The 24,656-nt window shown below is 40.6% G+C and carries 26 protein-coding genes, 1 tRNA gene and 1 pseudogene; 16 read left to right on the top strand and 12 right to left on the bottom strand.

What is annotated here, in order from left to right:
* Positions 1-69: 69 nt before the first annotated feature.
* On the bottom strand, positions 70-285 hold the full coding sequence (locus V7K44_RS13220; RefSeq protein WP_334932085.1) for a hypothetical protein: 216 nt from the start codon (positions 283-285) through the stop codon (positions 70-72).
* 408 nt (positions 286-693) lie between these two features.
* On the opposite strand from V7K44_RS13220, the gene V7K44_RS13225 reads away from it, so the two are divergent.
* Positions 694-1,005, top strand: a complete 312-nt coding sequence (locus tag V7K44_RS13225) for a hypothetical protein (protein ID WP_442940684.1) — start codon at positions 694-696, stop codon at positions 1,003-1,005.
* Positions 1,006-1,234: 229 nt separating this feature from the next.
* Positions 1,235-1,573, top strand: a complete 339-nt coding sequence (gene trxA / locus V7K44_RS13230) for a thioredoxin (RefSeq protein WP_289795041.1) — start codon at positions 1,235-1,237, stop codon at positions 1,571-1,573.
* Between the two features lie 53 nt (positions 1,574-1,626).
* Here trxA and V7K44_RS13235 read toward each other — a convergent pair whose 3' ends face one another.
* The 4 genes from V7K44_RS13235 to V7K44_RS13250 form a co-directional block, all read right to left on the bottom strand.
* The gene (locus tag V7K44_RS13235) at positions 1,627-2,160 is read right to left on the bottom strand and encodes a dihydrofolate reductase family protein (protein ID WP_334932089.1); all 534 of its coding nucleotides are present in this window, start codon (positions 2,158-2,160) and stop codon (positions 1,627-1,629) included.
* Positions 2,161-2,326: 166 nt separating this feature from the next.
* Entirely contained in the window at positions 2,327-2,581 is a 255-nt protein-coding gene (locus V7K44_RS13240) for a TIGR03643 family protein (RefSeq protein WP_292729005.1), read from the bottom strand.
* Between the two features lie 46 nt (positions 2,582-2,627).
* The gene (locus tag V7K44_RS13245; protein ID WP_334932090.1) at positions 2,628-4,430 is read right to left on the bottom strand and encodes an ABC transporter ATP-binding protein; all 1,803 of its coding nucleotides are present in this window, start codon (positions 4,428-4,430) and stop codon (positions 2,628-2,630) included.
* Positions 4,431-4,516: 86 nt separating this feature from the next.
* A complete protein-coding gene (locus V7K44_RS13250) occupies positions 4,517-6,295 on the bottom strand; it encodes an ABC transporter ATP-binding protein (protein ID WP_334932091.1) in 1,779 nt (592 codons plus the stop codon).
* A gap of 317 nt (positions 6,296-6,612) precedes the next feature.
* Between V7K44_RS13250 and V7K44_RS13255 the strand changes: the two genes are divergently transcribed.
* Positions 6,613-7,674, top strand: a complete 1,062-nt coding sequence (locus V7K44_RS13255) for an L-histidine N(alpha)-methyltransferase (RefSeq protein ID WP_334932093.1) — start codon at positions 6,613-6,615, stop codon at positions 7,672-7,674.
* Positions 7,675-8,247: 573 nt separating this feature from the next.
* Here V7K44_RS13255 and V7K44_RS13260 read toward each other — a convergent pair.
* Together V7K44_RS13260 and V7K44_RS13265 are read right to left on the bottom strand one after the other, a co-directional pair.
* Positions 8,248-8,460, bottom strand: a complete 213-nt coding sequence (locus tag V7K44_RS13260) for a type II toxin-antitoxin system HicB family antitoxin (RefSeq protein WP_099103575.1) — start codon at positions 8,458-8,460, stop codon at positions 8,248-8,250.
* A complete protein-coding gene (locus V7K44_RS13265) occupies positions 8,444-8,710 on the bottom strand; it encodes a toxin HicA (RefSeq protein ID WP_099103576.1) in 267 nt (88 codons plus the stop codon). The genes V7K44_RS13260 and V7K44_RS13265 overlap by 17 nt, the downstream gene beginning before the upstream one ends.
* 526 nt (positions 8,711-9,236) lie before the next feature.
* On the opposite strand from V7K44_RS13265, the gene V7K44_RS13270 reads away from it, so the two are divergent.
* Together V7K44_RS13270 and V7K44_RS13275 are read left to right on the top strand one after the other, a co-directional pair.
* Positions 9,237-10,007: a pentapeptide repeat-containing protein gene (locus V7K44_RS13270; RefSeq protein WP_334932096.1), complete on the top strand. Its 771-nt coding sequence runs from the start codon at positions 9,237-9,239 to the stop codon at positions 10,005-10,007.
* A 124-nt stretch (positions 10,008-10,131) separates the two neighbouring features.
* Positions 10,132-10,755 (top strand): TenA family protein, encoded by a 624-nt coding sequence (locus V7K44_RS13275; protein WP_334898553.1) that lies wholly within the window; start codon positions 10,132-10,134, stop codon positions 10,753-10,755.
* A 162-nt stretch (positions 10,756-10,917) separates the two neighbouring features.
* Here the strand turns inward: V7K44_RS13275 and V7K44_RS13280 are convergent, their stop codons facing one another.
* A complete protein-coding gene (locus V7K44_RS13280; RefSeq protein WP_334932098.1) occupies positions 10,918-12,540 on the bottom strand; it encodes an iron uptake porin in 1,623 nt (540 codons plus the stop codon).
* A 404-nt stretch (positions 12,541-12,944) separates the two neighbouring features.
* Between V7K44_RS13280 and V7K44_RS13285 the strand changes: the two genes are divergently transcribed.
* From V7K44_RS13285 to V7K44_RS13300, 4 genes are all read left to right on the top strand, one after another.
* A complete protein-coding gene (locus V7K44_RS13285; protein ID WP_442940685.1) occupies positions 12,945-13,886 on the top strand; it encodes a metal ABC transporter substrate-binding protein in 942 nt (313 codons plus the stop codon).
* A gap of 145 nt (positions 13,887-14,031) precedes the next feature.
* Positions 14,032-14,808, top strand: a complete 777-nt coding sequence (locus tag V7K44_RS13290) for a metal ABC transporter ATP-binding protein (RefSeq protein WP_334932102.1) — start codon at positions 14,032-14,034, stop codon at positions 14,806-14,808.
* Positions 14,809-14,819: 11 nt separating this feature from the next.
* A complete protein-coding gene (locus V7K44_RS13295) occupies positions 14,820-15,689 on the top strand; it encodes a metal ABC transporter permease (RefSeq protein WP_334932104.1) in 870 nt (289 codons plus the stop codon).
* A 74-nt stretch (positions 15,690-15,763) separates the two neighbouring features.
* Positions 15,764-15,836: transfer RNA gene (locus V7K44_RS13300), tRNA-Phe, on the top strand.
* A 409-nt stretch (positions 15,837-16,245) separates the two neighbouring features.
* On the opposite strand, the gene V7K44_RS13305 is transcribed toward V7K44_RS13300, so the two are convergent.
* Both V7K44_RS13305 and V7K44_RS13310 read right to left on the bottom strand, forming a co-directional pair.
* The gene (locus tag V7K44_RS13305) at positions 16,246-16,869 is read right to left on the bottom strand and encodes a BRO-N domain-containing protein (RefSeq protein ID WP_334932106.1); all 624 of its coding nucleotides are present in this window, start codon (positions 16,867-16,869) and stop codon (positions 16,246-16,248) included.
* A gap of 113 nt (positions 16,870-16,982) precedes the next feature.
* On the bottom strand, positions 16,983-17,558 hold the full coding sequence (locus tag V7K44_RS13310) for a BRO-N domain-containing protein (protein ID WP_334932108.1): 576 nt from the start codon (positions 17,556-17,558) through the stop codon (positions 16,983-16,985).
* Between the two features lie 240 nt (positions 17,559-17,798).
* Here V7K44_RS13310 and V7K44_RS13315 point away from each other — a divergent pair, with 240 nt between their 5' ends.
* The 5 genes from V7K44_RS13315 to V7K44_RS13335 all read left to right on the top strand — a co-directional run bounded on the left by V7K44_RS13315 (position 17,799) and on the right by V7K44_RS13335 (position 19,954).
* The gene (locus V7K44_RS13315) at positions 17,799-18,131 is read left to right on the top strand and encodes a hypothetical protein (protein WP_334932110.1); all 333 of its coding nucleotides are present in this window, start codon (positions 17,799-17,801) and stop codon (positions 18,129-18,131) included.
* Between the two features lie 322 nt (positions 18,132-18,453).
* Positions 18,454-18,693, top strand: coding sequence for a hypothetical protein (locus V7K44_RS13320; RefSeq protein WP_334932112.1), 240 nt, complete (start codon positions 18,454-18,456; stop codon positions 18,691-18,693).
* A 112-nt stretch (positions 18,694-18,805) separates the two neighbouring features.
* Positions 18,806-19,096, top strand: a complete 291-nt coding sequence (locus tag V7K44_RS13325; protein ID WP_334932114.1) for a hypothetical protein — start codon at positions 18,806-18,808, stop codon at positions 19,094-19,096.
* A gap of 139 nt (positions 19,097-19,235) precedes the next feature.
* Entirely contained in the window at positions 19,236-19,556 is a 321-nt protein-coding gene (locus V7K44_RS13330; RefSeq protein WP_334932116.1) for a hypothetical protein, read from the top strand.
* Positions 19,553-19,954, top strand: coding sequence for a hypothetical protein (locus V7K44_RS13335; protein ID WP_334932118.1), 402 nt, complete (start codon positions 19,553-19,555; stop codon positions 19,952-19,954). The genes V7K44_RS13330 and V7K44_RS13335 overlap by 4 nt, the downstream gene beginning before the upstream one ends.
* Before the next feature lie 479 nt (positions 19,955-20,433).
* Here the strand turns inward: V7K44_RS13335 and V7K44_RS13340 are convergent, their stop codons facing one another.
* Positions 20,434-21,603, bottom strand: coding sequence for a site-specific integrase (locus V7K44_RS13340; protein WP_334932120.1), 1,170 nt, complete (start codon positions 21,601-21,603; stop codon positions 20,434-20,436).
* Positions 21,604-21,941: 338 nt separating this feature from the next.
* Here V7K44_RS13340 and V7K44_RS13345 point away from each other — a divergent pair.
* Positions 21,942-22,631 (top strand): annotated as a pseudogene (locus tag V7K44_RS13345) (Uma2 family endonuclease).
* 141 nt (positions 22,632-22,772) lie between these two features.
* A complete protein-coding gene (locus V7K44_RS13350) occupies positions 22,773-23,159 on the top strand; it encodes a hypothetical protein (RefSeq protein ID WP_334932122.1) in 387 nt (128 codons plus the stop codon).
* Positions 23,160-23,210: 51 nt separating this feature from the next.
* Here the strand turns inward: V7K44_RS13350 and V7K44_RS13355 are convergent, their stop codons facing one another.
* A complete protein-coding gene (locus V7K44_RS13355; RefSeq protein ID WP_334932124.1) occupies positions 23,211-24,545 on the bottom strand; it encodes a lipid-A-disaccharide synthase in 1,335 nt (444 codons plus the stop codon).
* Between the last annotated feature and the right edge of the window lie 111 nt (positions 24,546-24,656).

Consider the following 24,656-nt stretch of genomic DNA (forward strand, 5'->3'; position numbering starts at 1 on the left):
GCTATGCTTTGCTTTTAGGCAACAGAGGTTTTGTATTTCCAATAAATTTTGCAACAAAATTTTACAATCTTATTCGTCTAGCAAACTCATCAACGCTTGAATTTCAACGTCTTGCTCTTGCGGCTCTGATAATTGAGACTGTAGCTTTAATAATTGACTCTGTAATTCTTCTGCTACATGAAGCATCTCAGACTCTTGTGCAATTTTTAGCTGATTTTCTTTAATTTTGATTTGTTTAAGCAAGTTATTTTCAACATGAATTGAGTTGTAATGTTGAACAATCATAGCTTTACATTTATTATCAATGTATGGAGTGCAATTAAATTTTTCACTTATGTATTATTCCACACTTTTGTCATTTTTTAAATATCTGGTGATTTAATCTTGATTTTTCATAGTTTTTAGCCTGTTCTCTTCTCAAAATTTTGGGAATATTGACTTCAGGTACTTCCAGTTAAAAAACATCTCATCTTAGATGCGCCTGGATGTGCGCCCGTAGTACAAACGTACAAATAAAGCTAGCTCTGCTAATTTAACTTTGCAACATATCTATATTTTTATAGGCTTTTACAAAAATGGAAATCATGAGATAAAATTGGTTGACTTATGGCAAATTTTTAGACAACACACATTATCTTGTCTGTTAATTTTCCAAGTTTTGTAGATATGTTAAATATTATTGTTGTGAACAGTATGGACTTAAAGTTTATCAAGAAAAAGATTTATACGTTTGTAAAAATTATATCTACAGTGCTTATAACAGGCGCAATTGGATTGGAATCGTGGAATATTTACGCAGTAATAACTAACATTAATGTACCAAGCAGCCTTAATCCAATTTTTTGGATTGAGCGTTTTGCCATGATTAGCCATTTTATTGAAAGCATTATAGCAGCTTTTTATGCACCTTCAAGACAAAAAATGCCAATAAAATATGCCACTTATACTTTTTTTGTTGGCACAATTGGGTTGTTAGAATTATTTGGCCAGCAGGATGACTATTGATGCTTCTACGCCTTGAAGGTATGGGTTTTGGATTAGGTTGGTTGGGTGTGTTATGCCGCGCCCTACGTATAAAAAAATAAGTTACTAAATATACTTTAGCAAGCAAAAATCATTTGTGGGAGTTTCCCAATGAATGTAGGTAACTAATAAATCTGGCATTCAGAAAGGAGTATAGTTTGTATAGTTAGCTTTTTGCTGAAATTTTAGTTTGACACTAAGGAATTAAAAAATGTCTACTGATACTGACATAGTTACTTACGTTGAAGAAAGTGAGTTTGATGTTGTTTTAAATGGAAGTGAAGAGAAAGTCGTTGTTGTTGATTTTACTGCTACTTGGTGTGGCCCCTGTCGCCTAGTCAGTCCGTTAATGGATCAACTTGCCGAAGAATACAAAGGTCGGGCTAAAGTCGTTAAGGTAGACGTTGACAGCAATAAGCCCATTTTCAAAAAATTCGGTCTTCGGAGTATTCCAGCAGTTTTAATTTTTAAAGATGGTATTTTAGCAGAAACCATTGTGGGAGTTTCTCCTTACGAAGACTTTAGTAATGCTGTTCAGAAGCTTCTTTAGCTAATTCGTAATTCGTAATTCGTAGCAAACATCATTAAGAATTACGAATTCTTTTAAATATTTTCTTTTCGCCTATAATGTGATTGAAGTAAGCCACTTGAATATTGTTTTGAGTTAATCAGCTCCAATTTTTCTTCAGGGGTAGGTGGTGGAAAAAGATATATACCGCCACCTAATATAGTTGGAATCGTTGAAATGATATATTCGTCAATCAAGCTGTGCTGAAGAAACGAATTGATTAATTTTCCGCCACCAACTAGCCAAATATTTTTAAAACCTTGAGTCTCTATATTAGCTAACGCCTGTTTTACTGGGTCAGAAACAAACACAACGTCCTCACGGTTAGATTGGATATGACGCTGGGTGAATACGAAGGATTTTTTGTCTGGATAAGGCCATCGCTCAAAACCCAGGCCTACTTCATACGTCTTGCTACCTAAAACGATCGCATCAATAGATTCGTAAAAATCAGTGTAACCGTAGTCTTCATCTTCTGTATCAAGGAGGGATAGCCAATCAATTCCGCCATCGCTGCGAGCAATGTAGCCATCCAAACTAGCTGCAATGTAGAGTGTAACTTTCGTCATTGTGCTTCTGAATTTGGTAGTTTTCACTCAATAAGTACAAGCGATGCCTGTGGCAACGCGAAGCGCGATCGCAGGCTTATTTTTTATACAGCATTTTAGCCCTTGATGGTTTATATCACAAAAGAGCGATGTCTACGACGGGCTACGCCTACGCTTACCCAATTACTTAGGTTTTTTGATTATGCGATTTAAATCGACCTGCAATAAATTCTCGCTGAGATAAATGCTTTGTATTGCGTTTGGTGACTCGCTCTCGCCACATCTTGAAACTAGATTCCTTCATTTCGCGCCTCATTAAGGCAATTACCTGTTTCTCCAGTAGCCCAAACTGAGCCTCAATGGCATCAAAAGATGTTCTATCTTCCCATGCCATTTCAATGATGCGATCGATGGTTTCCGAATCTAGGTTAGGGAGCTTCATTTTTTTTGCTGGCAATTAGTAAATTTGAGCTATATATCTATATATTTTACTTTTCATTTTGAAGAACCATTGTGTCTGCTGCACCCAGTTGGAGAGCATAAAGGTTGGCATAAACACCCTGCTGATTAACGAGTTCGGCGTGAGTACCTTGTTCTACAATTTGTCCTTGCTGAATTACTAAAACCCGATCTGCCTGCGTAACCGTACTCAGGCGGTGGGCAATTACGAAACTGGTACGACCTTGGAGCAAACGAGCGATCGCACTTTGTACTAGTGCTTCTGTGCGGGTATCGATGCTGCTGGTGGCTTCATCGAGAATCAGAATTTGGGGATTAATTAATACCGCACGAGCAATACTGATTAGTTGTCGCTGTCCTTGGCTCAGAGGCGCTCCCCGTTCACCTAATTGAGTTGTATAACCCTGTGGTAGTGAGGTAATGAACTCATGCACATTTGACAGTTGTGCAGCCGCTTCGATATCAGCTTGAGTGGCATAAGGAGCGCCAAAAGCTATATTTTCGGCGACGGTACCGGTGAACAAAATATTATCTTGCAGGACGATGCCAATTTGTCGGCGCAGACTTGCTTGAGTCACACTACGCACATCAATATTATCAATTTTCACTGTGCCGCTTGATACATCATAGAAGCGCAAAATCAAGTTAATAATTGTACTTTTTCCCGAACCGGTTGGCCCGACTAATGCAACCATCTGTCCTGGATAGGCGTGTAAATTCACTCCTTTGAGAACCAGTTGATCTGGATTGTAGCCAAATTTAACATTCTCGAATGTCACCTCACCTTGAATAGGCGGCATTTCTGTGGCATCGGGTGCATCTTTGAGTTCTGATGGTTCATCTAGTAATAGAAATATTCGCTCTAATCCGGCGAAAGCAGATTGAGCTTGAGTATAAAACTGGCTGAGAATTTGGATCGGGCGGAAGAACTGCTGGACGTAAAGTAAAAAGGATGTCACTACACCTACTGTTGCAGCTCCTGTTACCGCCAGATAACCGCCATAGGCTAGCACACCTGCCGTTGCTAGTGTGTTGAGAAAATCGATCGAGGGCAAAAAGGCTGAAGTAATTGCCACAGCTTCAACGTTGGCATCTCTATTGGCGGCGTTAAGAACGTCGAATTCTGCGATATTCATCTGTACGCGATTAAATGCTTGTGCTTCTCGCACGCTGCCAATATCTTCTTCTAACTTGGCAGAGAGTTCCCCAATGGTTTGTCGGGTGACGCGAAATCTGACTCTTGCCCAACGTGCAAATAAGCTTGTGGTAAAAATCATCAGTGGCACAACTAGATTGCTCAACAAACCAAGTTGCAGGTTGATTGAGAGCATGGCAATCACGATGCCCACCAAACTGAATGTGTTGCCCAGCATTTGGGCGATCGTTAGTCCAAATGCTTGATTCACGGTGTTGACATCATTCAGCAATCGGCTCATTAAATCGCCTGCTTCGCTGCGATCGAAAAAGCTGAGTGGCAGACTTTGGATTTTAATGAAAATATCTTGCCTCAATTGAGCCAGCAATCGCTGCATAATCCAGCCGACTCGAATAATTTGACCCCGAATTGCTAAGACACCAAGTCCATAGTTCAGCCCTAGTAGCCCTAACAATATTAGCAGTCCTTGCAAATCCCCTTGTGCAATCAGACGATCGATCGACCAGCCGAGAAAGAATGGCCCAACTGCCTGAGTTATGGCACCAATTAATACTAATGTCAGGGCGACGGGAATTTCTTTGCGATAAAGTAGCACGTATTGTAAAAAGCGCCGCAGGGTGGAAAGTTGCTGACTCGCGTTTTCCTGGGATGCAACAACGGGAATAGTGCCTCTCATAAAAATTTTGGATTTTAGATTTTGGATTTTAGATTAAAAGTCTTTATTACAAGGCTGTAAGCAAAATTAATTATGTTAATTGGAGATCATTTTTTCTCCTTCGGCTTTACCTGAGATTCCAAAATTACACCGTAGAGTGGGCTGGTTTGCATCAATTCTTCGTGAGTGCCTTGTGCTACTAATCGCCCTTTGTCCATGAGAAAAATGCGATCGGCATTTTTAATGGTGCTAATGCGTTGAGCCACTACAAAGGTTGTACAAGCTTTTTGGCGCATCAAACCATCTAGTTCAGCTTTAATTTGGGCAGCAGTTTTGGCATCTACAGCCGAGGTACTATCGTCTAAAATCAGAATGCTGTAATCGGTTAGTAAGGTACGAGCGATCGCAATTCGCTGTTTTTGTCCACCAGATAAGCCCACGCCCCGTTCACCCACAATCGTCTCGTAGCCATTGGCTAGACCGCTAATAAAATCGTGCATTTGGGCAGTTTTTGCAACTTCAATTACCTGCTCTAAGGTGGCATCAGGTTTGGCGTAGGCAATATTTTCGCGGATTGTGCCAGAAAAGAGGGTAGTTTCCTGAAAGACAATACCAATACGCGATCTGAGGCTTTTGAGTGTGAAACTTTTTATATCTCGTCCATCAATGCGAACTGCTCCCTTTGTGACATCGTAAAAGCGGGGAATCAAGTTCATAATTGTGCTTTTTCCCGAACCAGTCATTCCAAGAACGGCGATTAGCTCGTTAGGCTTGGTTTCAAAGGATACTTCTTTCAGAGTTTCGGTTGTCGCTCCGGGATAGCGAAAGGAAACATTTTCAAAGGTAATTCTACCCCCGCAGGTGTCAAAGGGGACAGCGCCGGGGCGATCGCGAATTTCTACCTCTGCATCCACAACTTCGTAGACACGTTCGGCGGAAGCTGCTGCTTGAGCGATCGCGGGTGCGGCAAATCCAATTAACAAAATCGGTTGGAGAATCAATGCTAGGTAAGAGTTAAACGCCACCAGTTCGCCAATGGAGAACCGATTTCCAATCACCTGCGCTCCCCCATAGGCGAAAACTGCCAATGTTACCAAATTACTCACCAAAAAAATGAACGGGAAGGTATTGCGGATGGCGCTAATGGTCTTCATGTTTGCCCTGACTAGACCATCATTTAGAGTCGTGTAACGCGACCTTTCGGTTGACTCCCGCACAAACGCTTTCACCACCCGTATTCCTAGCAAATTCTCTTGCAATACAGCATTGAGATCGCTTAGTTGCTCTTGTACTTGCCGAAAAAGTTTGTCATTCCGAGTAACGAATTGTGCCATCAACCATGCAGCTATGGGCACTGCCGTTAGCGTAATCAATGCTAGTTGCCAGTTCATCACCAGCAAAACTACAGAAATACTCACCAATGTCACAAGTGAACCAACGACTTGAATTAAGCTAGTGCCAACAAAGGTACGAATCTGCTCAATGTCGCTGGTGACACGGGTTAGTAGTTGGGAAGTCTGCGCCTGATCGTGAAAGCTGAAACTGAGATTTTGAATCTTGCTGAAAATTTTGTTTCGCAGGTCATAAGCAACACCTTGAGACGCTGCTTCTGCTAAATAGCTTTGTCCAAAATTAAATACACCACGAGCGATCGCGGCAACTACCATCCAGGCGGCACTATATAGCACAATTTGGAGGTTTTTTTGCGTGATGCCTTGATCAATTCCCCACCGAAATAATTGTGGGGTTACAGCGTTTGCGATCGTCAACAGCAACAGGCTGACTAATGCTCCCAGTGAAGTCCATCGGTAAGTGCTTAAACTCTTAAGCACACGCTGGGTTGACTTGATCGACGAAGTTTCCTGGAGTTCTGGTTGCTGAACCACTGAATTCACCCCTGTATCATTGGAAAATTATCTCGTATTTTGATTGTAAAAAACCAATTTATTCTTTGAGAGTGGGAAATGTGATACCAATTTGAAAAAAGAATGCGACAAATAGACCACTTGTAGAGACGCGATTCATCGCGTCTTTACCCAAGGATGTTTTGCAATCATTAATTGAGTTGGCATGAGATAGAGAGCAGCCCTGTTCTTTGTGATGAAAATTCCAAGTTTTGGGACAGTGGCATGGGAGAATACATTTTTAGCAAGCATTGCGGCTAATCAATTTCAAGACCGAAGAAAACCAAAGAACAAGAATAATGGCTCAAAATTTTTATAGCGATTCCCAGCTTCCCTTAGATATTTCACCTGCTATCAGTCGCACAGCAAAGCCAAGTTTTGAGTTCTACTCTCTTTTTTCGGAAGAAGAAGTTTTAGGGATAATTCATGCATTAGAAGTCAGACGAGAAATACCTCTCAAGTATTCTTATAAAGGGAGAGGTGCAAAGATTTGGAACGATTTTTATCTGAAATATGCTATTCCTAGATGGTATGGAAGAGCAAATGTAGAAATTGACCTTTTAAAAGATAATTTTAAATACCTGAGTGATCATATAAAAATTGGTGGGAGAGTAAATATTATAGACGTTGGTGCAGGTAATTCCTATCCAGTTAAAAACTTTATTCGCAGACTAAACAAATTAGGAAAAGTTAATAAATATCTTGCTTTGGACATTAGTGAAGAATTGCTTAATGTCTCCAAAAGCAATTTTATAAAATGGTTTCCACTAGTCGAGTTTATCAGTTCCACAATTGACATAGAAAGTAGTTGTGTACCCAAAAGTTTATTCCAAAATCAAGCTAGCCTTGAAATTGACGATACAGCAAAAATATTTTTACACTTAGGAGTTACCATTGGAAATCATCAAAATAGAGATGAGGTGTTCAAAAACTTTAGAGATAGCATGGGAAAAAATGATCTTTTAGTATTTACTAACGAAACTGGTTCTAACTCTACATGGGATGGAATAGTTAGAGGTGGCTGCAAGTATCATGTAGAAGAAGTATATGGATGGGTTAAAAAGAAGATTGGGATTCAATCTGAAGATTGTGAACTAGTGAGAAAATACGATTTAAAAACAGATAGTATTGTTGCTAATTTGAAACTACGTCATGATTACACTATAAATTTTAGTCGGATGGGTATAGATAAAAATATTGAAATCTCTAAAGGTGAAGAGATTACTATTTGGCGACATCACAAGTATGAAATACCTAAACTATTCCAAGAACTAGAACGTTCTGGACTACAACTTATTCACTATACTACTAACAAACACAAATCACATATTATGGTGATTTGTAAAGTTGCTAGTAACTAAGTTTTTCACTTAGAGGATGTTTGAAAAGTTATGATTAATGTATCAAATATTCTTTTACCTCACCCTAACCTCCCCGATATATTGGGGAGGGAACCGGATTTTCTTGTTTCCCCCCTTTATAAGGCTATCCATTAGTCACATCTTTATTTACAATCTTGAAACGCTTGTTCTGTGGGCATCTTGAACACTGAGGTGTCAAACATACTTGACAGATTGGCTCTTAGCCTTATCGCTAAAATTAGGTTTTTATTGAGAATTGATGACGAACTAATCAGGGTTAGAAAAAGCGTGAGTGAATACTCTCGCAAATGTTAAGAAAGATCCGGGTAATGGATAGCCTTATAAAGGGGGGGTAATTCGACTTGTGGTACAAGCATTTGAGCTTAAGTTGATAATAATGGGCAATACCGTGTACCCATTCAAATGAGAATCGATATAACTTAGATACTATAATGGCAGCCAGTAGAATTTTTTAGGTCTTTTAGCGAAAATTTTTCCGATCCGTATCTTAAATATGGTATTAAATATTTCTGATAATGCTAAAAAATCAGTTTAACTTGGTTTGTGTATCAATTAAATGTACATTAAACGTGGTCTAGGTTCAGGAACTGGACGCCCCAAATCCTTGGCAGTTTCTATCCATTCCTGCACAACTAATTCTACATTATGCAGTGCTTCTTGATAAGTATCACCGTCAGCAGCACAGCCTGATAACTCTGGAACTTCAGCAATAAAGGCTCGATCTAATTCACTCCAGTAGAGAATAATTTCATACCGAAACATCATTTTTACTTCCTAGCTTATATTTGAGAATCACTGCCCGAACTTGTTTAATTTGATAGCTTTTGGCTTTTCCTCTTTTATGTTGCAGGTTCAATATCTCCTCAACATCGGCTTTGACAAAAATACGATGGTCACCACGAATCCGTTCTTCAAAGCCTAGTGTATATAAAAGTTGCCACAGTTGGGCGAAAGGGATATCTGTATCAGAAGTCCCAGAGAGAATTTTGTCTAAGAGTTTGTCTTGCTGACTCACGTTTTTCTGACTGCTTTAATGTTTCTATAGTCTCATATTTATTTAAAATCAGGGTATCCAAAAGCAAATCTATCATTTTGCTCCTGAGTTAGAGCATCCCTCATGATAATGACTATTCCAGTTATCAGGGCAAACTTTAGGCTTGGATACTGCTCTACTAATTGACTTGATTAAAAAAAATATTAATTATTTGGATGTTACAGATGCTTTCTTTGAAACGATATTTTGCAGTGAGTTTAATTTTGTAACACCAGTTTCGCCTCTAGTGGAGTGTATCATTTATCTTGACGAATGATGCTCATTTACCCTTTTTACTGGGGTTGTCAGTCTTAATATCGGCTCGATTTATACTTTCACCACTTTTCTAGAATGCTTTAGCGTAACATTCCATAGAAAAGGTATCACCAATTTATAGGTGATGTAGGCAACTACAGAGGGCAAATTGTTGAGATTGCTCATATCATAATGCTGAGGTATAAATCCATCTCAATTAATACTGCTATTGAGTAAAAAATATTACATAAACATGAAAAACCAACTTCTGGGTGCAGTTGCATTTTTAACCACGATTAGTTTGACAACAACCGTACAAGCAGCCAATTCTGAACATATTAAACAGTTATTGGCAACCAAACAATGTCAAAATTGTGATTTGACGAGTGCAGGTTTAGTAATGGCTGACTTATCTGGAGCCAATTTGAGCGGTGCTAATCTCACAGGTGCTAACCTCAGCCGCGCAAACTTGAGCGGTGCAGATTTGCGGGGTGCAAACTTAAGTGGCGCGAGTTTATTTGGCGTTAACCTGAGCGAAGCTAAATTTAATGGGGCAAATTTGACGGGTGCTGATTTGAGAAATACTTATTTAGCAAATGCAGAACTAACTGGCGCTTACTTAAATGGGACTAACTTTCAAGGTGCAGTTGCGATACCATCACAAATTGCTTCACCAGCAGAATTTTATGCTTTGGGTGTAGCAGAAGGGCAAAAAGGCAACCAACAGCAAGCAATCAGTTATTTTAATCAAGCGATCGCAATTAAACCAGAATATGCGGATGCTTATCTAGCTCGTGGTGTCGCCCGTTACCAAATACTAGATAGACAAGGTGCATTCCAAGATGCTCAAGTTGCACAAAAATTGTTTACATCCCAAAACAACAGCACTGGAACCCTAACAGCCCAAACTTTTATAAAAGAACTGCAAACACCCGTCAATGAGAAGATAAGTACTGGTAAACCCAGCTTCGTTGACTTTTTGGGAAGTATTGGCTCAGTCTTGCTCCAGTTCTTCCCTTTTTAAAGGGGATAATAACAAATACTTCTCTACGAGAGGCTACGCCAACGGCTTCTCTACGAGACGCTACGCGAACGCGGTAGTTGAGCGCAGTCGAAACTCAGTACAAGTGACAAATGACAAATGACAAATGACTTTATCTAACGAATTATGGGCAGCAAATCAAGACTTAGCCCAAGCTTGCCTAGAGCATCCTTTCGTTCAAGGTATTGGCGATGGTACTCTTGAGCGAGCTAAATTTGCTTACTACGTAGGGCAAGATGCTTTTTTCTTAGAAGCTTTTGCCCGTGCCTACAGTATCGCCGCAGCTAAAGCACCAGACTGGTTAGGTTTCACCACATTTCATAATTTAGCTAGTGGAGTTTTAGAAGAACTACGGCTGCATAGTAGCTATGCTTCTGAGTGGGGAGTCAATTTGTATGCTGTAGAACCTGCATCTGCCACCCGCCGCTATACTGATTTTTTGTTAGCAACTGCTTGGAGCAAAGATGTTGGTTTAACTGCTGCGGCGATGTCTCCCTGTATGCGTTTGTATGCCTTTTTAGGAGAAAAATTGGCTTGTAACGGTATTCCCGATCATCAATATGCAGACTGGATTCGTACTTATAGCAGCGCAGATTTTCAACCACTAACACAACAATTAGAAAATTTAGTTGACAATTATGCTGCTACCAACTCTGTTGTGCATTCAACTTATCGTTATGCGATGTTTTGTGAACGCGACTTTTTTCAGGCTGCGTGGATGTTCAGTTGAATAAATTCATATCTAGCAACCTTTTTGACCTTTTCTATCTGTCGAACTCACGTTGTTTGAAGATATCAAGCCCGGTAAAAATATTGAGTTCTGTTTTTAAACCTATACACAAAACAAAAGACGCAAATTTATCCTTTGCGTCTTCTTTTAAGATTTAAAAAATTAGAAACTGAATGTGGTTCTCAATGCACCAATAACAACATCATCATTGGTGTCGTTGTGATCTGGAGATGTTAACCAGATTACTCCAGGAGTAATGGTGATATTGTCACTCAGCTTATACTGGTAGAACGCTTCAAGATGATAGGATGTATCAGGATCGCTATCCAAACCTGCGATGTCAGAGCTTGTGACTTTTGGCTCCACACCAGCGATGATACCTGCTAAGTTACCTTTTTTACCGAGGTCAGGGAAGCCCAAGGTAACAGCATAGTTCCAAATATCAACGTCTCCACGGGTTCCTCTCAAGCTTTGGCTGTTGGTGTATCCAGCCCAACCACCCAAGACGATGTTATCAGTGATGCCAATGGATGCTTGAACACCGTAAGAATTACTGGAAAATCCTACTTGATCTTCTGGTAAACCCTGGATAGCTGCTATATCCTGGAAAGTGGCGGCATTGCTACCTGTGAGTAGTGGTTGGTTATAGGAATTGATGTAAGTTAAACCGATAGAAATGCGATCGCTTGGTTTAACTGTCAACTGTGCCAACGCACCATAAGAACCATTGAACAAACCATTATTCGGTGTAGGGTTATTAGCTGTACCACTCAAATACCCTAGACTTAATGCCAGTTTTTCGCTGAACTCGTATGTTACTCCCAACCCCGCGCCATTTATTTGGTTATAAATTGGGTTACGTGTACCAAAGGTAGACAAAGCACCAAAAGCGCCATCACCATCAAAGAGATTGACAGTGCTGGTAAGATCGTCTGCTGCACCTGCATTAGCGATCGCGATAACCTGTGTTTTTTCGCCCAGAGGGAATTTGTAATACAAGGCATCTATGTCAGCATTAGTAGTACCATCCTCGCCAGCAAAAAATAAGTTACCTTCTGGCGTACCAATGTTAGGGCTGAGAATATTATTAGCTTGGATTCTGGTAAACAGCGTATCTTTCCCTGTAAAGCTGGTTACTAATTCTATGCGTGCCCGTACCCCTAAAGTTGTATTCTCGTCTGTGATTTCTGCACCGTTGACTGTATTTTTTGACAACACATCGCTGACAACTGCAACAACTTGTCCTTGCAATTTAGTTGTAGTTGAGAACTGATTCGCTTCTAATTCAGCAGCTTTAGCTTCTACTGCATCCACACGACCTCGGAGTGTCGCCAGTTCTGCGGAAAAATCTTCTTGCAACTTTTGTAATGTGGCTAAATCTTGTTTGTTAACTAAATCGCCAGTAGCTGTAGCAATAAGTTCGTTAACGCGATCGAGACAAGCATTCAAACCAGCAGCAAATTCATATCGCGTTAATGCCCGATTACCCCGATAAGTGCTATTTGGGTATCCGGCAATACAGCCATACCGCTCAACCAAGGACTGCAATGCTTGGAATGCCCAGTCGGTGGGTTGTACATCAGAAAATTGAGACACGGAGGTAACTTGTCCCATTTTCTGATCTGGGGCGATGTTCGTAGCTCTTGCATCTGGATTAGCTAAAACTTGCGGTTGATTGATTTCAGATTTACTCGATGTTTCACCTGCAAATGTAGCAGTATTAACAAATAGCATGACACCGCAGACTGCTGGACTAACTAGCAGATATTTCCAGAATTTTTGCATTTCTCTCCTCACACTAATCTCCAATTCACACCCAAACCACGTTTTTTTAACGGGCATTTTATGACAATATTTGTCAGCAATCTTATCAGAAGTAAGCAACCTTTTTAACAAAAAAAGTCAAGAAATCCTAATTATTTAGGGAAAACTAAATTGCAGAGGGCTGTACCGTCTGAAAAAGTTTTGTTGTTACTCATTACACAGCAAACCCAGAATGATATTATGTACTTAAAATGAGAATGAGAATTATTATAGTATAAAATTTAGAATACTTCCCATTATCAATGGTGATGATGACAGAGGTAGAGCAAGCATCCGTTTGGAGGAGAAATATTGTGATTGTGAATTGCAGAGAAATTAGAACAGGTAGGCAAAGAAGCGGCATCTTGCCCATAATTGCTCTGCTAATGTTGTCGATGGCTACTGGGTGTAGCCAATCGAATTCAAATCAGGGAACAACTTCCGAACAGTCGCCGCAAGTACAGGAAGCTGCTTCTACCCCACAGGCACAGTCGGGAAAAACTAAAGTAGTAGCGACATTTTTGCCGATATATTTGTTTACTAAGGCAGTAGCTGGGGATGTGGCAGATGTAGAAATTCTAGTGCCACCTGGTACGGAGGTGCATGAATACCAAGCGACACCAGCAAATGTCAAAGCGATCGCTACTGCTAAGGTGTTAGTAAAAAATGGTTTAGGCTTGGAGCAATTTCTGGAAGGTACTGTCAAAAATGCCCAAAATCCCAAATTAACTGAAATTGATGCAAGTATTGGTATTAAACCCTTAAATGAAATTTCACCTATTATAAAAACGACACCAGATGAAAAAGACCAGGAACATAGTCAGGGTAATCCTCACGTTTGGTTAGATCCAGTTTTAGCAAAACAGCAGGTAACAAATATTCGAGATGGATTAATTGCTGCCGATCCGGCGAACAAAGCTACTTACGAAGCAAATGCTACAGCTTATATTAAAGAATTAGAAAGTTTAAACAGCGAATTTCAGCAGACTTTGCAGAAAAATCCCACTTGCACCTTTATTACCTTTCATGATGCGTTTCCATATTTAGCTAAACGCTATAACCTCAAGCAAGTTGCTGTGGTGCAAATTCCCGAGGATCAACTTTCACCAACAGATGTGCAAAATGCCGTCAACGCTGTGAAAAAATACAAAGTTAAAGCTTTATTTAGCGAACCAGGAGTAGATAACAAACTGCTGAATAGCCTCTCTAAAGACTTGAAAATAACTTTGCGTACTCTGGATTCTCTAGAAACTGGCGAAACAGATCCACAGCATTATTTCAAGGCAATGAAAGCTAATTTGCAAACTCTGGAAACATCTTGTAAATAGATTTGTCAGTTGTCCTTTGTCATTTGCAAATGACTAATGACCAATACTTCTCTACAAGAGGTTGTGCCAACTACTACGCGGTAGTTGAGCGCAGTCGAAACTCAGAACAAGTGACCAATGACCAATAACTAATGACTAATGACTAATGACTAATGACATTCCTATTTTGAAAGTAGAAGGATTAACTGTTTATCAAGGCAGCTATTTAGCTGTTCGAGATGTTTCCTTTGAATTGTTACCAGGAACAGATACAGCCATTGTTGGCCCCAATGGTGCTGGTAAAAGTACCCTGGTAAAAGCGGTTTTAGATTTGATACCTCGAAGTGCTGGGACGATTGAAATCTTGGGTCGTCCAATTTCCAGATTGGGGCATTTACGCCACACATTGGGCTATATGCCGCAAAACTTCATTTTTGACCGTAGCTTTCCCATTTCTGTCAGCGAATTAGTGGGACTGGGATGGACTAAGGAAAGGAAAAGAAAGAATTCATTTTTTTCCAAGCTGTGGAAACAAGACCGAGAAAAATCGGCAGCAGTAACAGAAGCTTTACGGCGAACTGATGCTTATCATTTACAGCATCAAGCTATTGGTACTCTTAGTGGCGGTCAACTCAAGCGGGTTTTATTGGCTTATTGTTTGGTAATTCCTCGGAAACTCTTGGTACTAGATGAAGCCTTTGCTGGTGTTGATGTGCAAGGTGCAGCAGATTTTTACGCTTTGCTAAATGAATTAAAGCGAGAGGAAAGTTGGACAGTATTACAAGTTTCTCACGATATTGATATGGTAAATCGGCATTGCGATCGCGTGCTTTGCCTGAACCAAAGCATTGTTTGTACTGGTAAGCCAGAAATTGCCCTTTCACCGCAAAACCTGTTAGCAACCTACGGCCCAGGTTTCAGTCGCTACCAGCACCAACATTAATCTCCATAAGTATGAATTTCTTCAATGATTGTCAGATAAATTGGCTCGCGATCGCTAGTAGTAATGACTTGCTAGAGTTGTTAGAACTTGCCTCGATACAGCGTGCGATCGTCGGTGCTGCCTTGATGGGAATACTTGGCGGGATGTTGGGTAGTTTTGTCACCTTGCGCCAGTTGTCATTTTTTAGCCACGCGGTAGGTCATGCAGCATTAGTAGGTGTGGCGTTAGGCGTGCTGCTACAGGTAAATCCTACTTGGATGCTGTTACCTTTTACCTTAGTTTTTGGGGTTATTGTCCTCTACTTCATCGACAAAACCGACTTAGCTAGCGATAGCGTACTTAGCATAGTGCTATCTGGGGCATTAGCGATCGGTTTAATTCTCACAAGCCTAATTAAAGGATATCGTGGCAACTTGATGGCTGTACTGTTCGGGGATATTCTAGCGATCAACACCACAGATTTGATTTTGACGCTGCTAGTCCTTGTGGGAGGTAGCATATTTTTACTATCAACTCTGCGACAGCAAATTTTATTGACCCTTAACCCCGATGTCGCGCAAGTTCAAGGCATTCCCGTTCAATTGTACCGCTACGCCTTTGTTGTCTTGCTTTCACTCGCCGTTGCTGTGGCAATTAAAGCCGTCGGTGTTTTACTGGTGAACGCCTTTTTGGTCATTCCCGCCTCCACCGCCAAACTGATGAGTCACCACTTTAGCCGCTTTCTAGTTATGTCGGTGATAGTTGGTTCCATTAGCAGCATTGCTGGCATTATGGTCTCAGGTATTTTCAACCTTGCTTCTGGGCCAAGTATTGTTCTTGTCCAGTTTCTCCTATTTGTAGCCGTTTTCGTCTGGTTTAAGTTGAGCTTGAAAGCTGCATAACTATTTTTCTCCAAACACTTGCTATATTCTTTTATCTTTGCTACATTGATTAATCGTGGCTCACAAAAGCCCCAGCCGGGATAGCTCAGTTGGTAGAGCAGAGGACTGAAAATCCTCGTGTCACCGGTTCAAGTCCGGTTCCTGGCATCAGTTACAAGCAAAAACAACTCTGACACACTGGTTCACTGACACAAAAACTGACACACAATCTCAGGCACTATACCAATTATGTTGGTTAAGTTATTGCTCATTGTTTCAGTTTTTGTACAGTGGTAGGTCAAGTACTGTCTATGCAACAATCACGAGTACTTCATTAAAGAATAACGAAGTTAAGTACTTCTAGTTAACTTAAACAATACTGCTGATGTCAGTATTGCTTTTTTGTTTGTGATACCAGTATCCACCAAGTATTTGTACCAGTTTTGTGTCAGTTGATAAATCCCAAGCATTTCTCACACTGCATTCGATACTTTATTGTTTGTGCCATGTATGTTTTCCAGGTGTCATAAAAAAGTGTCATTTAAAGTGTCATAAAAATATGTCATCCAGAGTGACACTATTGTTCAACATCCCTCACCTGCTTAGAAACATAAGGATTGTGACTACCAACGATCTGTTTGTGTTTGATGTACTCCTCGCCCTCGTGACGATAATGCTCTACATACAGTCGTGAATATTCCTGGTCTAGTAGGCTGTACTGTTCTTGCAATACCTTGAGTGACTTCGATGTAGCGTCAATACGTTCTGACAGTAATTCCTTGCGCTTTGCCAGTTCGGCAACTTTGGCGGCAAAGGCAGTGTTCAACTTGGCAGGTGTGGGCGGTGTATTGGTGGGTGTGCCATAGCTACCAGTGCGACGTATAGCAGGAATGACTTCTTGTGTCAGCCACTTCTTAAAACGTCTGGTTGACGGCTTGCGACTCGTAAGAACAAGTGAATATAACCCCGGTTCGTTTACGCACCATACTTTTTGAACCCTAGTACTGGTAAATTTACCACTGACATCATTTAAAGTTATGTCATGTCTTTTCTCATCATCATCGAGCTTGCCAATTGCCATGGACGGGTTCGTAATCTCTAGTGCCTTGCAAACATCAGCAGCTACCCACCAAGGGTCTATCGCAGTACCCACAAAACGTATATCGTGTGCTTCAAAGCTGAAGATGGATAAGTTGTTCATTGTTTTTATCGGTAAAACTTGTGTGTATTGAAGTGATGTTAAAACCTGTTGTATGTATTATTCGTAGATGACACTAAAACATGACACTTTTAATGTCATATTTCTATGTCATCTCACGCACTAAGGTACTTGTTAGCTTGTTTGGCACGTTCTATTATTTCCTTGGCATCAAGTACTTGTTTTGCCAGGTCAGGATTAGCATCGAGTACTGCTTTAGCTTCAGCGAATAGCTCTTGTTGAATGTTTTGTAGTTCACGCCTCTTATCGGTCAGTTCACTCTCAAGCACCTTAATCTGATGCCGTACTAGTGCGTCATTGGCTTTTAAATCGGTAAGCCTTGAGGTAGTAACGGATGGTAATTGCTTTTGACTGTTAACGCTATAACCGCCAGTCTTGCGGATAGAGGGTAAAACTTCACTGAAGACCCAATCTTGAAACTTTTCCGCAGTTTCTAGTTTGCTGCTAAAAATAAGTTGATAGATGCCAGCCTCTTTAAGTACGATCACTAACTGCATTCCACCTGGTGTTTCCATTTCGGCAACCCCTTTGTTTTTAGGTGAAACCTTCTTACTAATTGTTGACTGCGGGTCAGCGTAACCCAAGACAACGGCTACATCATTAGCGACGGGCTTACCTTCGATAAAACGAATATCGTGTGACTCAAAATTAAAAGCAGTTAAGTTACTCATCACTCAATCCTTGTGTAGTATTGCTTGAAAGTGTCACCTCAACTGACATCTAAAAATGTCACTTTAAATGACATCTACGAGTGTCACTTCTGAAAACAGGTTAAGTGTTATACAACACTGGGCAATCTCTTATATAGTTACTATATTAGAAGAGTCAGACACCACAAGGCTTTGGAGTGTTACTCGCCATAACGTAGTGCCTGGCATCTGCTAAACAAAAGAAAGAACCCAGTCAAATATATGCCTAGAGGAATTCCTAAAGCGGGTAAGCGCGCTAGTGGTGCTGGTAAGCCAAGAAAGTATGGCGAGAAAACAAAAGCTGTTAAAGCTCCACTGTCTATTGCCGATAACATCGCCGATGTCTACTACTTTCTGATCGAGTTAGAGGGTGAAATTGCGGCGTGGGAGGAATCGCTAGAACTAGTGGATGTTGCCAAAAATCCACGCTATGACAAGGCATCTGTGCTGGTAAAGGATATAAGGGGAATGCTGGACGGAATGGGACTGGATATCTCTCAGATGGGAGGATACGAGAGTATAGATTCGATTGATATTGATAACCCTGAACAGTAAACACCAAGTTTGCTTGTAGCCTAGTACCCTATGTTTTTGAAGTGTCATATTTTTATGACATTAAAAATGTCATGTTTTCATGTCATTTTGAGTGACACTTTTAAGAAGGGTATAGCCAGTATTGCCAAGATATCTGTAAATATGAATTTCCCTAGTCACAGTATACGTTGTGGCTTATACTCTTATTTATCTGTTATAAATAATTAACAGTTTTTTGTTTACCTGTTATAAATAAGAAAAGCAAACAACAGCAAGGGATTCAGAGATTCATCGATTCCATAGCGCTGTTGATGCCCAGTACACCCAATCAATGGAGCATATTGTGTTATCCCCCGATTACGAACTAGAAACCATCCAATCTGATGCATTTGAGTTAGTTGCTGAGGCGCGATTACTTGCATGGCATATTTTGGGATTAACAGACGAGGTAACACCTCAAACAATGATTGAACAGTTCGCTGAACTAGACAAAGCCTATCAATCCCTGAAAAGTCAAATTGATGTTGTTCGGAACAGTTTAGATAATGGACACGCCCCCGACAGGCACTTGTCTGATTATTGATTGTTTCTTCCCTCTCATACACACAATAAAATGCGCCACCGAATGAGCTACCAACTCAAACGATGACGACTTCCATCTCACGTAATCAACCTACGCAAAAGGCTAAATTATTATGTCAGCTAATCAAGTATCTGTACATCCTTCCGTTGTGTCTATTCCCGCTCCTCTCTACAAAATAGGTCAACAAGTTGATTGGACTATGGGTGAATTTTTTGAAGTACGTGAGTTCACAGGGATTGTTACTGGTCAAACTTACCGCATCGATTACATGGGTGGCAAGTGGGAATATAACATGGCAATCACAAAGGCAGTAAGTGCCGGAAAGTTCTTAAAATTTCATGTTGGTGGGCATTATTCCAACGTAGCTGAGAGTCGTTTGAGTGCCTGTATTGAGCACGAGTAAGTGAACATTTTCTGAGTGCTGGCTAAAGTCAAACATTGAATTTTCCCAACAATCTATAAGTCAAAACAAGACAATATATTCCACTGGTTAGCGCTAGTGGAATGTATGACAAATTCTGAAAGTAATGAGGTTTTAATCTATGCCTAGAGGTGTTCCAAAGTCTGGCACGAGAAAGCCAGGTTCAGGCAGGAAGAAAAAATACGCTGGAGAGGTAATGCAAAAATATGTTCCACTTTCTATCGCCGATAAGTTGGATGATATCTATCAACTCTTAATTGACCTAGAGAAAGAGGTTAATACATGGGAAAAGACTTGCGAGGAAAAGAGTACTTCACCACGTTACGAACAAGCACGCAAGCTAGTTTCAATACTTAGGTTCCTCTTGGACAGACTAGGTATTGATGCTAGCAGTATCTATGCACAAGACAACGAAAATGACAAACAGGAGGATGAATCATGACTCATTTAAGCAACACTATGATAGCGTTACCTCTCAGCAACACTGGAAATTTTCTAAACTCTAGCAGCACAAATGGATTACCTGCCGCTTGTGACTATGCATCAATGTATTGCAACAATACTGACCATAGTTTGGCATCAATCAATGAGTCCATTGCTGAAATCGTTTGTAGTAAAAATCTCGCACTGAGAAACAAGGCACTTTTAGCATTCCGAGATAGGTGTTACCCTTTCTTCGTACTGGATGAAATTGCTTTGTCCTATAAGCCAAAAGACATCAGAGATTACATCACTCTACACGTTCACCCTCTCAATAATGCTTGTCACCGTGACTTAAATGTTCGTGGCGGAAGTAAAGACTTCTGGGAAGCGGTAATCAAGTGGTGCAGCAATCACTAAAGGAATACTAAAAACTGATTAATATTTGTGCCTAGCATATCACTGCTGGGCTTTCTTGCTGGCACAGCAAGCGCAAGGCAGCAGAAAGAATTATTCTTACAGGTTAACCTGTTAGAAAAACTTTTTCTGCTAGAGACTATATAGCGACCGCATTTAGAGTGTTAGTACTTGGGACAGATTAACCTAGTCGAAGTGATACCCCAGAGTGGTGTTTTACTGCTTTAGGGTATTGTTGTAAAGTGTCATATTTTAATGTCATTTAAAATGTCATCCAAATATGTCGTATGGATATTTTGCTGGTATGACACTGTAAATGTCATAAAAATATGTCGCTTAGAATGACACTTTCAAATAATAGGGTACTTATGCCAATAAATATCCTAATCGGCAACGAAATCATGTTGTTGTGGGTAAATATATTCATCGCCTTGTATGCATAGGTAATGCATTATTTACGTGCTAACTGTGTAATGTCGTATCTAGCTATCTGGCATTGCAATATCGCTAACATCACCCAAATATCTCTTGGCAATCATATTGGGTGAATTGCCCACCCACTTAGCCACAACCACACTATCAACACCACTTCTAACCATCATTGTTATAGCAGTATGCCTCATTTGATAAGGGTTTCTATATTCAACATCTGGTAGACTTTTAAGTACTGACTTCCATGCTCTATTAGCAAAGTTGTGCCAGTCTATAAAGCCACCTTTTTTTGCAGGGAATACGAAATCATCTTGTGAATATTTATCTGGCTTAATCTCACTCATAACAGATACTATCCGTTCGTTCACCGTAATAGAACGTTTACTCTGTGTCTTAGTACCTGCTTCTATCTCACCACTGGCTGTTAGCTTTTGACAGAATGTTATTTTTCCGTTCTTAATGTGCTTCCATTGCAGCGCTAACGCTTCCTCTGGGCGACATCCAGTAATAAATAAAAATTCTATTAATGGGGCGTAGTAAGCATAATTACTGCTAGCGTAAAATGCTTGAATAATCTGCTTCCGTTCGCTATCGCCAAAGGGATTAATGTCTTCCTGAGTAGCTGATTTTTTCGTAGATGGTATTAAGCTTTTTAGTCCGTCAAATGTATTTGACTGCAATTTCTTGCAAGCTACTCCCCACTTACAGCAAGCGTTTATCAGTTTCCATTGCTTCTCAACGCTGCTAGTGGATACTCCTTTGTGGTCACTTACTAACCATTGCATAATATCTACAGCATCCCTCACTAGCTTATGAGGACATTTCCTAAGCTTGTTTTTTATGCGGTCATAATCAATCATGCTGTTAGCTTTTAAAGTCTTAGACTTGAACTGCGTATAGTCCTCAAATAATTGCAGTAAGTCAACCGCATTCACTGACAATCTTGCGGCTACAATTTCTCTTGCTTCCTCAGCGTCCTGTAAAGCAGCTTCCTTGGTTCTCCCCTTCAAAGCACTGGGTTTATATTTTGTCAGCGTAGGGTCAAAATATCCGTTTATGCAGTCTTGCTCAATACGGTAAGCCATGCTTTCTGCTGTAGCGAGTGCTGCTTTGTCAGAGTACTTGCTACCGGGAACTGGATTAAAGTTATAGCGCTTACCTTCAAAAGAGAAACGGATAACTATGTATCCGTCACGATTAAGTGGTGTAATTTTTCTCACGATAAGTTTTTTCTACTGTGAATATGTCTATTCTGACACAAAAACTGACACACAGTAGGATAGCATAAGTACTTAATCATCACTAACATCTATGTGATGCAAGCATTTTGAGCGTTATTGAGTTAGGACTGAAAATCCTCGTGTCACCGGTTCAAGTCCGGTTCCTGGCATAGAATACAGACAAAAAAACAACTGAGATATTGCATAAGCAAAAAAGTTGCCTGCAAATTGTTTTTAGCTGGGGTGGAGAACGCTATTAGAATGCGTTCCTTCCCTACACCCTTGGCAAGTTGAATTTACCTATAATCAAAGAAACCGAAGCCACCGCGGTAATAGTCATGCTGTCAGAAAACCTTAAAGTCGTTGGGCTTCCAAGCACTGACGAACTAGCCTGCTCAGACGATATACCTGTGGATAATGAGGATCAAAATTTTCTGCCCAACATTCTACTGTTCCTATTAACCTCGATTTGGGCAACGCGCACCGATTGGTTTTTCGGCGTAGACATGGCAATCTACCACACGACAGGGGCTAATGCGAGAGTCCCCATAGTACCAGATGGGTTTCTGAGTTTGGGAGTCGATCGCAAAAAAGGTGGTAAATCGCGTAGAAGTTAAGCTGTCTGGGAAGAAAATGAGGTAGTACCGATACTAACATTGGAGATGGTATCCCATTCCCCAGGAAGTGAATACGACGAAAAGTTAGAAATTTATCGGAAACTTGGCGTACTTTACTACATTATTTACAACCCCGAATATTGGCAACGCGATCGACACCAACCATTTGAAATTTACAAATTGGTAGATAAAAATTATCAATTACAAATTGGCGAACCTCATTGGATGCCAGAGGTTGGTTTAGGAATTGGACGACATCAAGGTGTTATTGGTGGAATTGGTCAGGAATTTCTATCTTGGTATGACGAACAAGGAAATCGGTATTTAACGGCAGAAGAAAAAGCAGAAAAGTTTGCACAGCATTTACGTTCTCTTGGTATCGACCCCGATAATTTACCCAGCAATCCGTAAATTAGGTTTGCTTCAAGCTAAAAAGCGGGAAGTTGTTAAGTAGTTGAAATCTTGTTAGCTTTTATGCTTAAAATTGCACAAGAGGTTTATTTAGCATCTACTGACAGCTAAAGTTTACCCTTTGCAGGACTCCCCCAAGCAATGCTGACTGAAATTTTGCCTTTCCGTTTTGAGTTAGACACGATCGCGATCGCCGGAGCGAGTTTGTGGTCATTGGCGCTATATCTAGGTTTTTCCAAAGTTAATGAATGGGTAATCGAACAACTCAATCGCTGGTTTAACTTTGCCGAGCGATCGCTTTATACCAGCCAGTCAGAATTTGAAAAGACTCGTAAAGCCAGAGAATCCCAAAATGCTTTCTACGCTTCACTGTTTAGCATTGTGCCTTTTTTGGTAGTCGGCACTTTATGTAACTGGGGTCTGGAAATTAGTTTAGGCGAGAGTTGGGGAATTAGTACAGGTATATTAGCCTGTATGGGTGCTGGCATTTATGAACTTGGGCGCAGGGATGGAGAATCTTCAGATTAAGCCAGAGTAAAAATGAGGGGGATGTTGCTCCGATTACTCCCTCATCTTTCCCTACTTCCCAATTTCCTCACCAACAATCTGTGCTATCTTCTGCGCTGCACCGCTTTCACCGCGAATATTACGGAGTTTGGCGCGCATATCATCCAATTTTTCTGGATTCGTCAAAAAGTCTAAAACCATTTCCCCAACTTCTTGCGGTTGAACTTTACCCATAATTTCTGGGACTATCTCTTCCTGTGCCCAGATATTTGGCCATGCTAATAAACCTTTGTGTCTCACAAATCTCAGAAATGACCAATTAATCACCTTAGCGCATAGTGTACCTAACCCTGGCAGATTTGCTAACAATCCAGGTAAACCATCCCAAGAACGCATAGCATCAAGTTGCTGTGTTGGTAGTAAAACAATCATTGGCACTCCTAAAGCACCAAGTTCGGCAGTGTTTGCCCCCACCGTAGTCAAGCAGATGCAGCATTGGGATAATAAGTGATATGCAGGGTTTTCTTGCCACAGTTCCACAGTTAAGCCCGTTGCAGTTTTGAGCAATGCCTTGCCTTTAGCATCCTCTGGGATAATTAAGGAAGCACCGCCAAAGCCAAAGATTTCAGCAATAGAGTTCTTTTGGGGATCGGCAAAACTAGCTAAAGTTTGTAAATCCAAAGTTGGTGCTACAGGAATTACAAATCTGGTTTGCGGTATTTTTGCATGAACGTATTCGGCAATAGCTAAACATAATGGTACTCCTTGGGCTAATTTTGCTGCTTTTGAACCAGGGAGTAAACCAATCAATTCAGTTTTTTGTCCTACCTTGTGGGTAGCCGTTGACGCATCTATGTCATTAGTCATTTGTCCTTTGTCGTTTGCTAAGGACAAATGACCAATGACTAATGACGAATGACTACTAGCTTCTAGCATCAAATCACCGACGACAGTGAATTTATGAGCATATTTCTGGGGGACACGGGCTGCAACTTCGGGTTTCATGATTCCAAAGCGATCTATCCAGTTATGCCACCTGGCTTCCCATTCGGCGTAAACTACTGTGCGATATCCGAGCTTTTTGCCTATAATCACTGGAAAAATTTGATCGCCGCCCAAAAAAACGATAACACCGCGACTTCTCCAATCCCAATTTTCAAATGTTTTGCCCCAAAGCAAAAATTGCCAAAAATGTTCTGCTCCCTGAACTCTATCTACTTCGGGGAAAGAAAGAGCGATCGCTGCTTCTTTACCACTGGCATTTGAGCAAGGTGATAATACCACAGAAATCCTCGCTAAAGAACGGTCATCCCCTAATTCTTGGCGCAACGCCTTTACTACTGGACGCACCCAGGTTGTTACTTCACCTGGGCCATTTGAAAGGATAAGAATATCTATTTGAGTCATTAGTCAAAAGGCAAATATTACCTAATTCGTTCTTATGTTATGGGTATGCAGAATAGAAAAATCCTTCAAGTTGATTTAGTCCACATAATTTAACTCACTCTGCTGCTCTAT

The sequence above is a fragment of the Nostoc sp. genome (genome assembly GCF_036917235.1).
In the GTDB taxonomy this organism is placed as follows: Bacteria; Cyanobacteriota; Cyanobacteriia; order Cyanobacteriales; family Nostocaceae; genus Nostoc.

What these genes read in the sequence shown, in the direction of transcription:
- V7K44_RS13285 (WP_442940685.1), top strand. Translation starts at nt 12,945, where the DNA reads ATGTTGTCGATGGCTACTGGGTGTAGCCAATCGAATTCAAATCAGGGA.
- V7K44_RS13270 (WP_334932096.1), top strand. Translation starts at nt 9,237, where the DNA reads ATGAAAAACCAACTTCTGGGTGCAGTTGCATTTTTAACCACGATTAGT.
- V7K44_RS13315 (WP_334932110.1), top strand. Translation starts at nt 17,799, where the DNA reads ATGCCTAGAGGAATTCCTAAAGCGGGTAAGCGCGCTAGTGGTGCTGGT.
- V7K44_RS13240 (WP_292729005.1), bottom strand. Translation starts at nt 2,581, where the DNA reads ATGAAGCTCCCTAACCTAGATTCGGAAACCATCGATCGCATCATTGAA.
- V7K44_RS13260 (WP_099103575.1), bottom strand. Translation starts at nt 8,460, where the DNA reads ATGATGTTTCGGTATGAAATTATTCTCTACTGGAGTGAATTAGATCGA.
- V7K44_RS13330 (WP_334932116.1), top strand. Translation starts at nt 19,236, where the DNA reads ATGCCTAGAGGTGTTCCAAAGTCTGGCACGAGAAAGCCAGGTTCAGGC.
- V7K44_RS13335 (WP_334932118.1), top strand. Translation starts at nt 19,553, where the DNA reads ATGACTCATTTAAGCAACACTATGATAGCGTTACCTCTCAGCAACACT.
- V7K44_RS13305 (WP_334932106.1), bottom strand. Translation starts at nt 16,869, where the DNA reads ATGAACAACTTATCCATCTTCAGCTTTGAAGCACACGATATACGTTTT.
- V7K44_RS13235 (WP_334932089.1), bottom strand. Translation starts at nt 2,160, where the DNA reads ATGACGAAAGTTACACTCTACATTGCAGCTAGTTTGGATGGCTACATT.
- V7K44_RS13245 (WP_334932090.1), bottom strand. Translation starts at nt 4,430, where the DNA reads ATGAGAGGCACTATTCCCGTTGTTGCATCCCAGGAAAACGCGAGTCAG.
- V7K44_RS13355 (WP_334932124.1), bottom strand. Translation starts at nt 24,545, where the DNA reads ATGACTCAAATAGATATTCTTATCCTTTCAAATGGCCCAGGTGAAGTA.
- V7K44_RS13310 (WP_334932108.1), bottom strand. Translation starts at nt 17,558, where the DNA reads ATGAGTAACTTAACTGCTTTTAATTTTGAGTCACACGATATTCGTTTT.
- V7K44_RS13325 (WP_334932114.1), top strand. Translation starts at nt 18,806, where the DNA reads ATGTCAGCTAATCAAGTATCTGTACATCCTTCCGTTGTGTCTATTCCC.
- V7K44_RS13275 (WP_334898553.1), top strand. Translation starts at nt 10,132, where the DNA reads ATGACTTTATCTAACGAATTATGGGCAGCAAATCAAGACTTAGCCCAA.
- trxA (WP_289795041.1), top strand. Translation starts at nt 1,235, where the DNA reads ATGTCTACTGATACTGACATAGTTACTTACGTTGAAGAAAGTGAGTTT.
- V7K44_RS13225 (WP_442940684.1), top strand. Translation starts at nt 694, where the DNA reads ATGGACTTAAAGTTTATCAAGAAAAAGATTTATACGTTTGTAAAAATT.
- V7K44_RS13280 (WP_334932098.1), bottom strand. Translation starts at nt 12,540, where the DNA reads ATGCAAAAATTCTGGAAATATCTGCTAGTTAGTCCAGCAGTCTGCGGT.
- V7K44_RS13220 (WP_334932085.1), bottom strand. Translation starts at nt 285, where the DNA reads ATGATTGTTCAACATTACAACTCAATTCATGTTGAAAATAACTTGCTT.
- V7K44_RS13290 (WP_334932102.1), top strand. Translation starts at nt 14,032, where the DNA reads ATGACTAATGACATTCCTATTTTGAAAGTAGAAGGATTAACTGTTTAT.
- V7K44_RS13350 (WP_334932122.1), top strand. Translation starts at nt 22,773, where the DNA reads ATGCTGACTGAAATTTTGCCTTTCCGTTTTGAGTTAGACACGATCGCG.
- V7K44_RS13255 (WP_334932093.1), top strand. Translation starts at nt 6,613, where the DNA reads ATGGCTCAAAATTTTTATAGCGATTCCCAGCTTCCCTTAGATATTTCA.
- V7K44_RS13295 (WP_334932104.1), top strand. Translation starts at nt 14,820, where the DNA reads ATGAATTTCTTCAATGATTGTCAGATAAATTGGCTCGCGATCGCTAGT.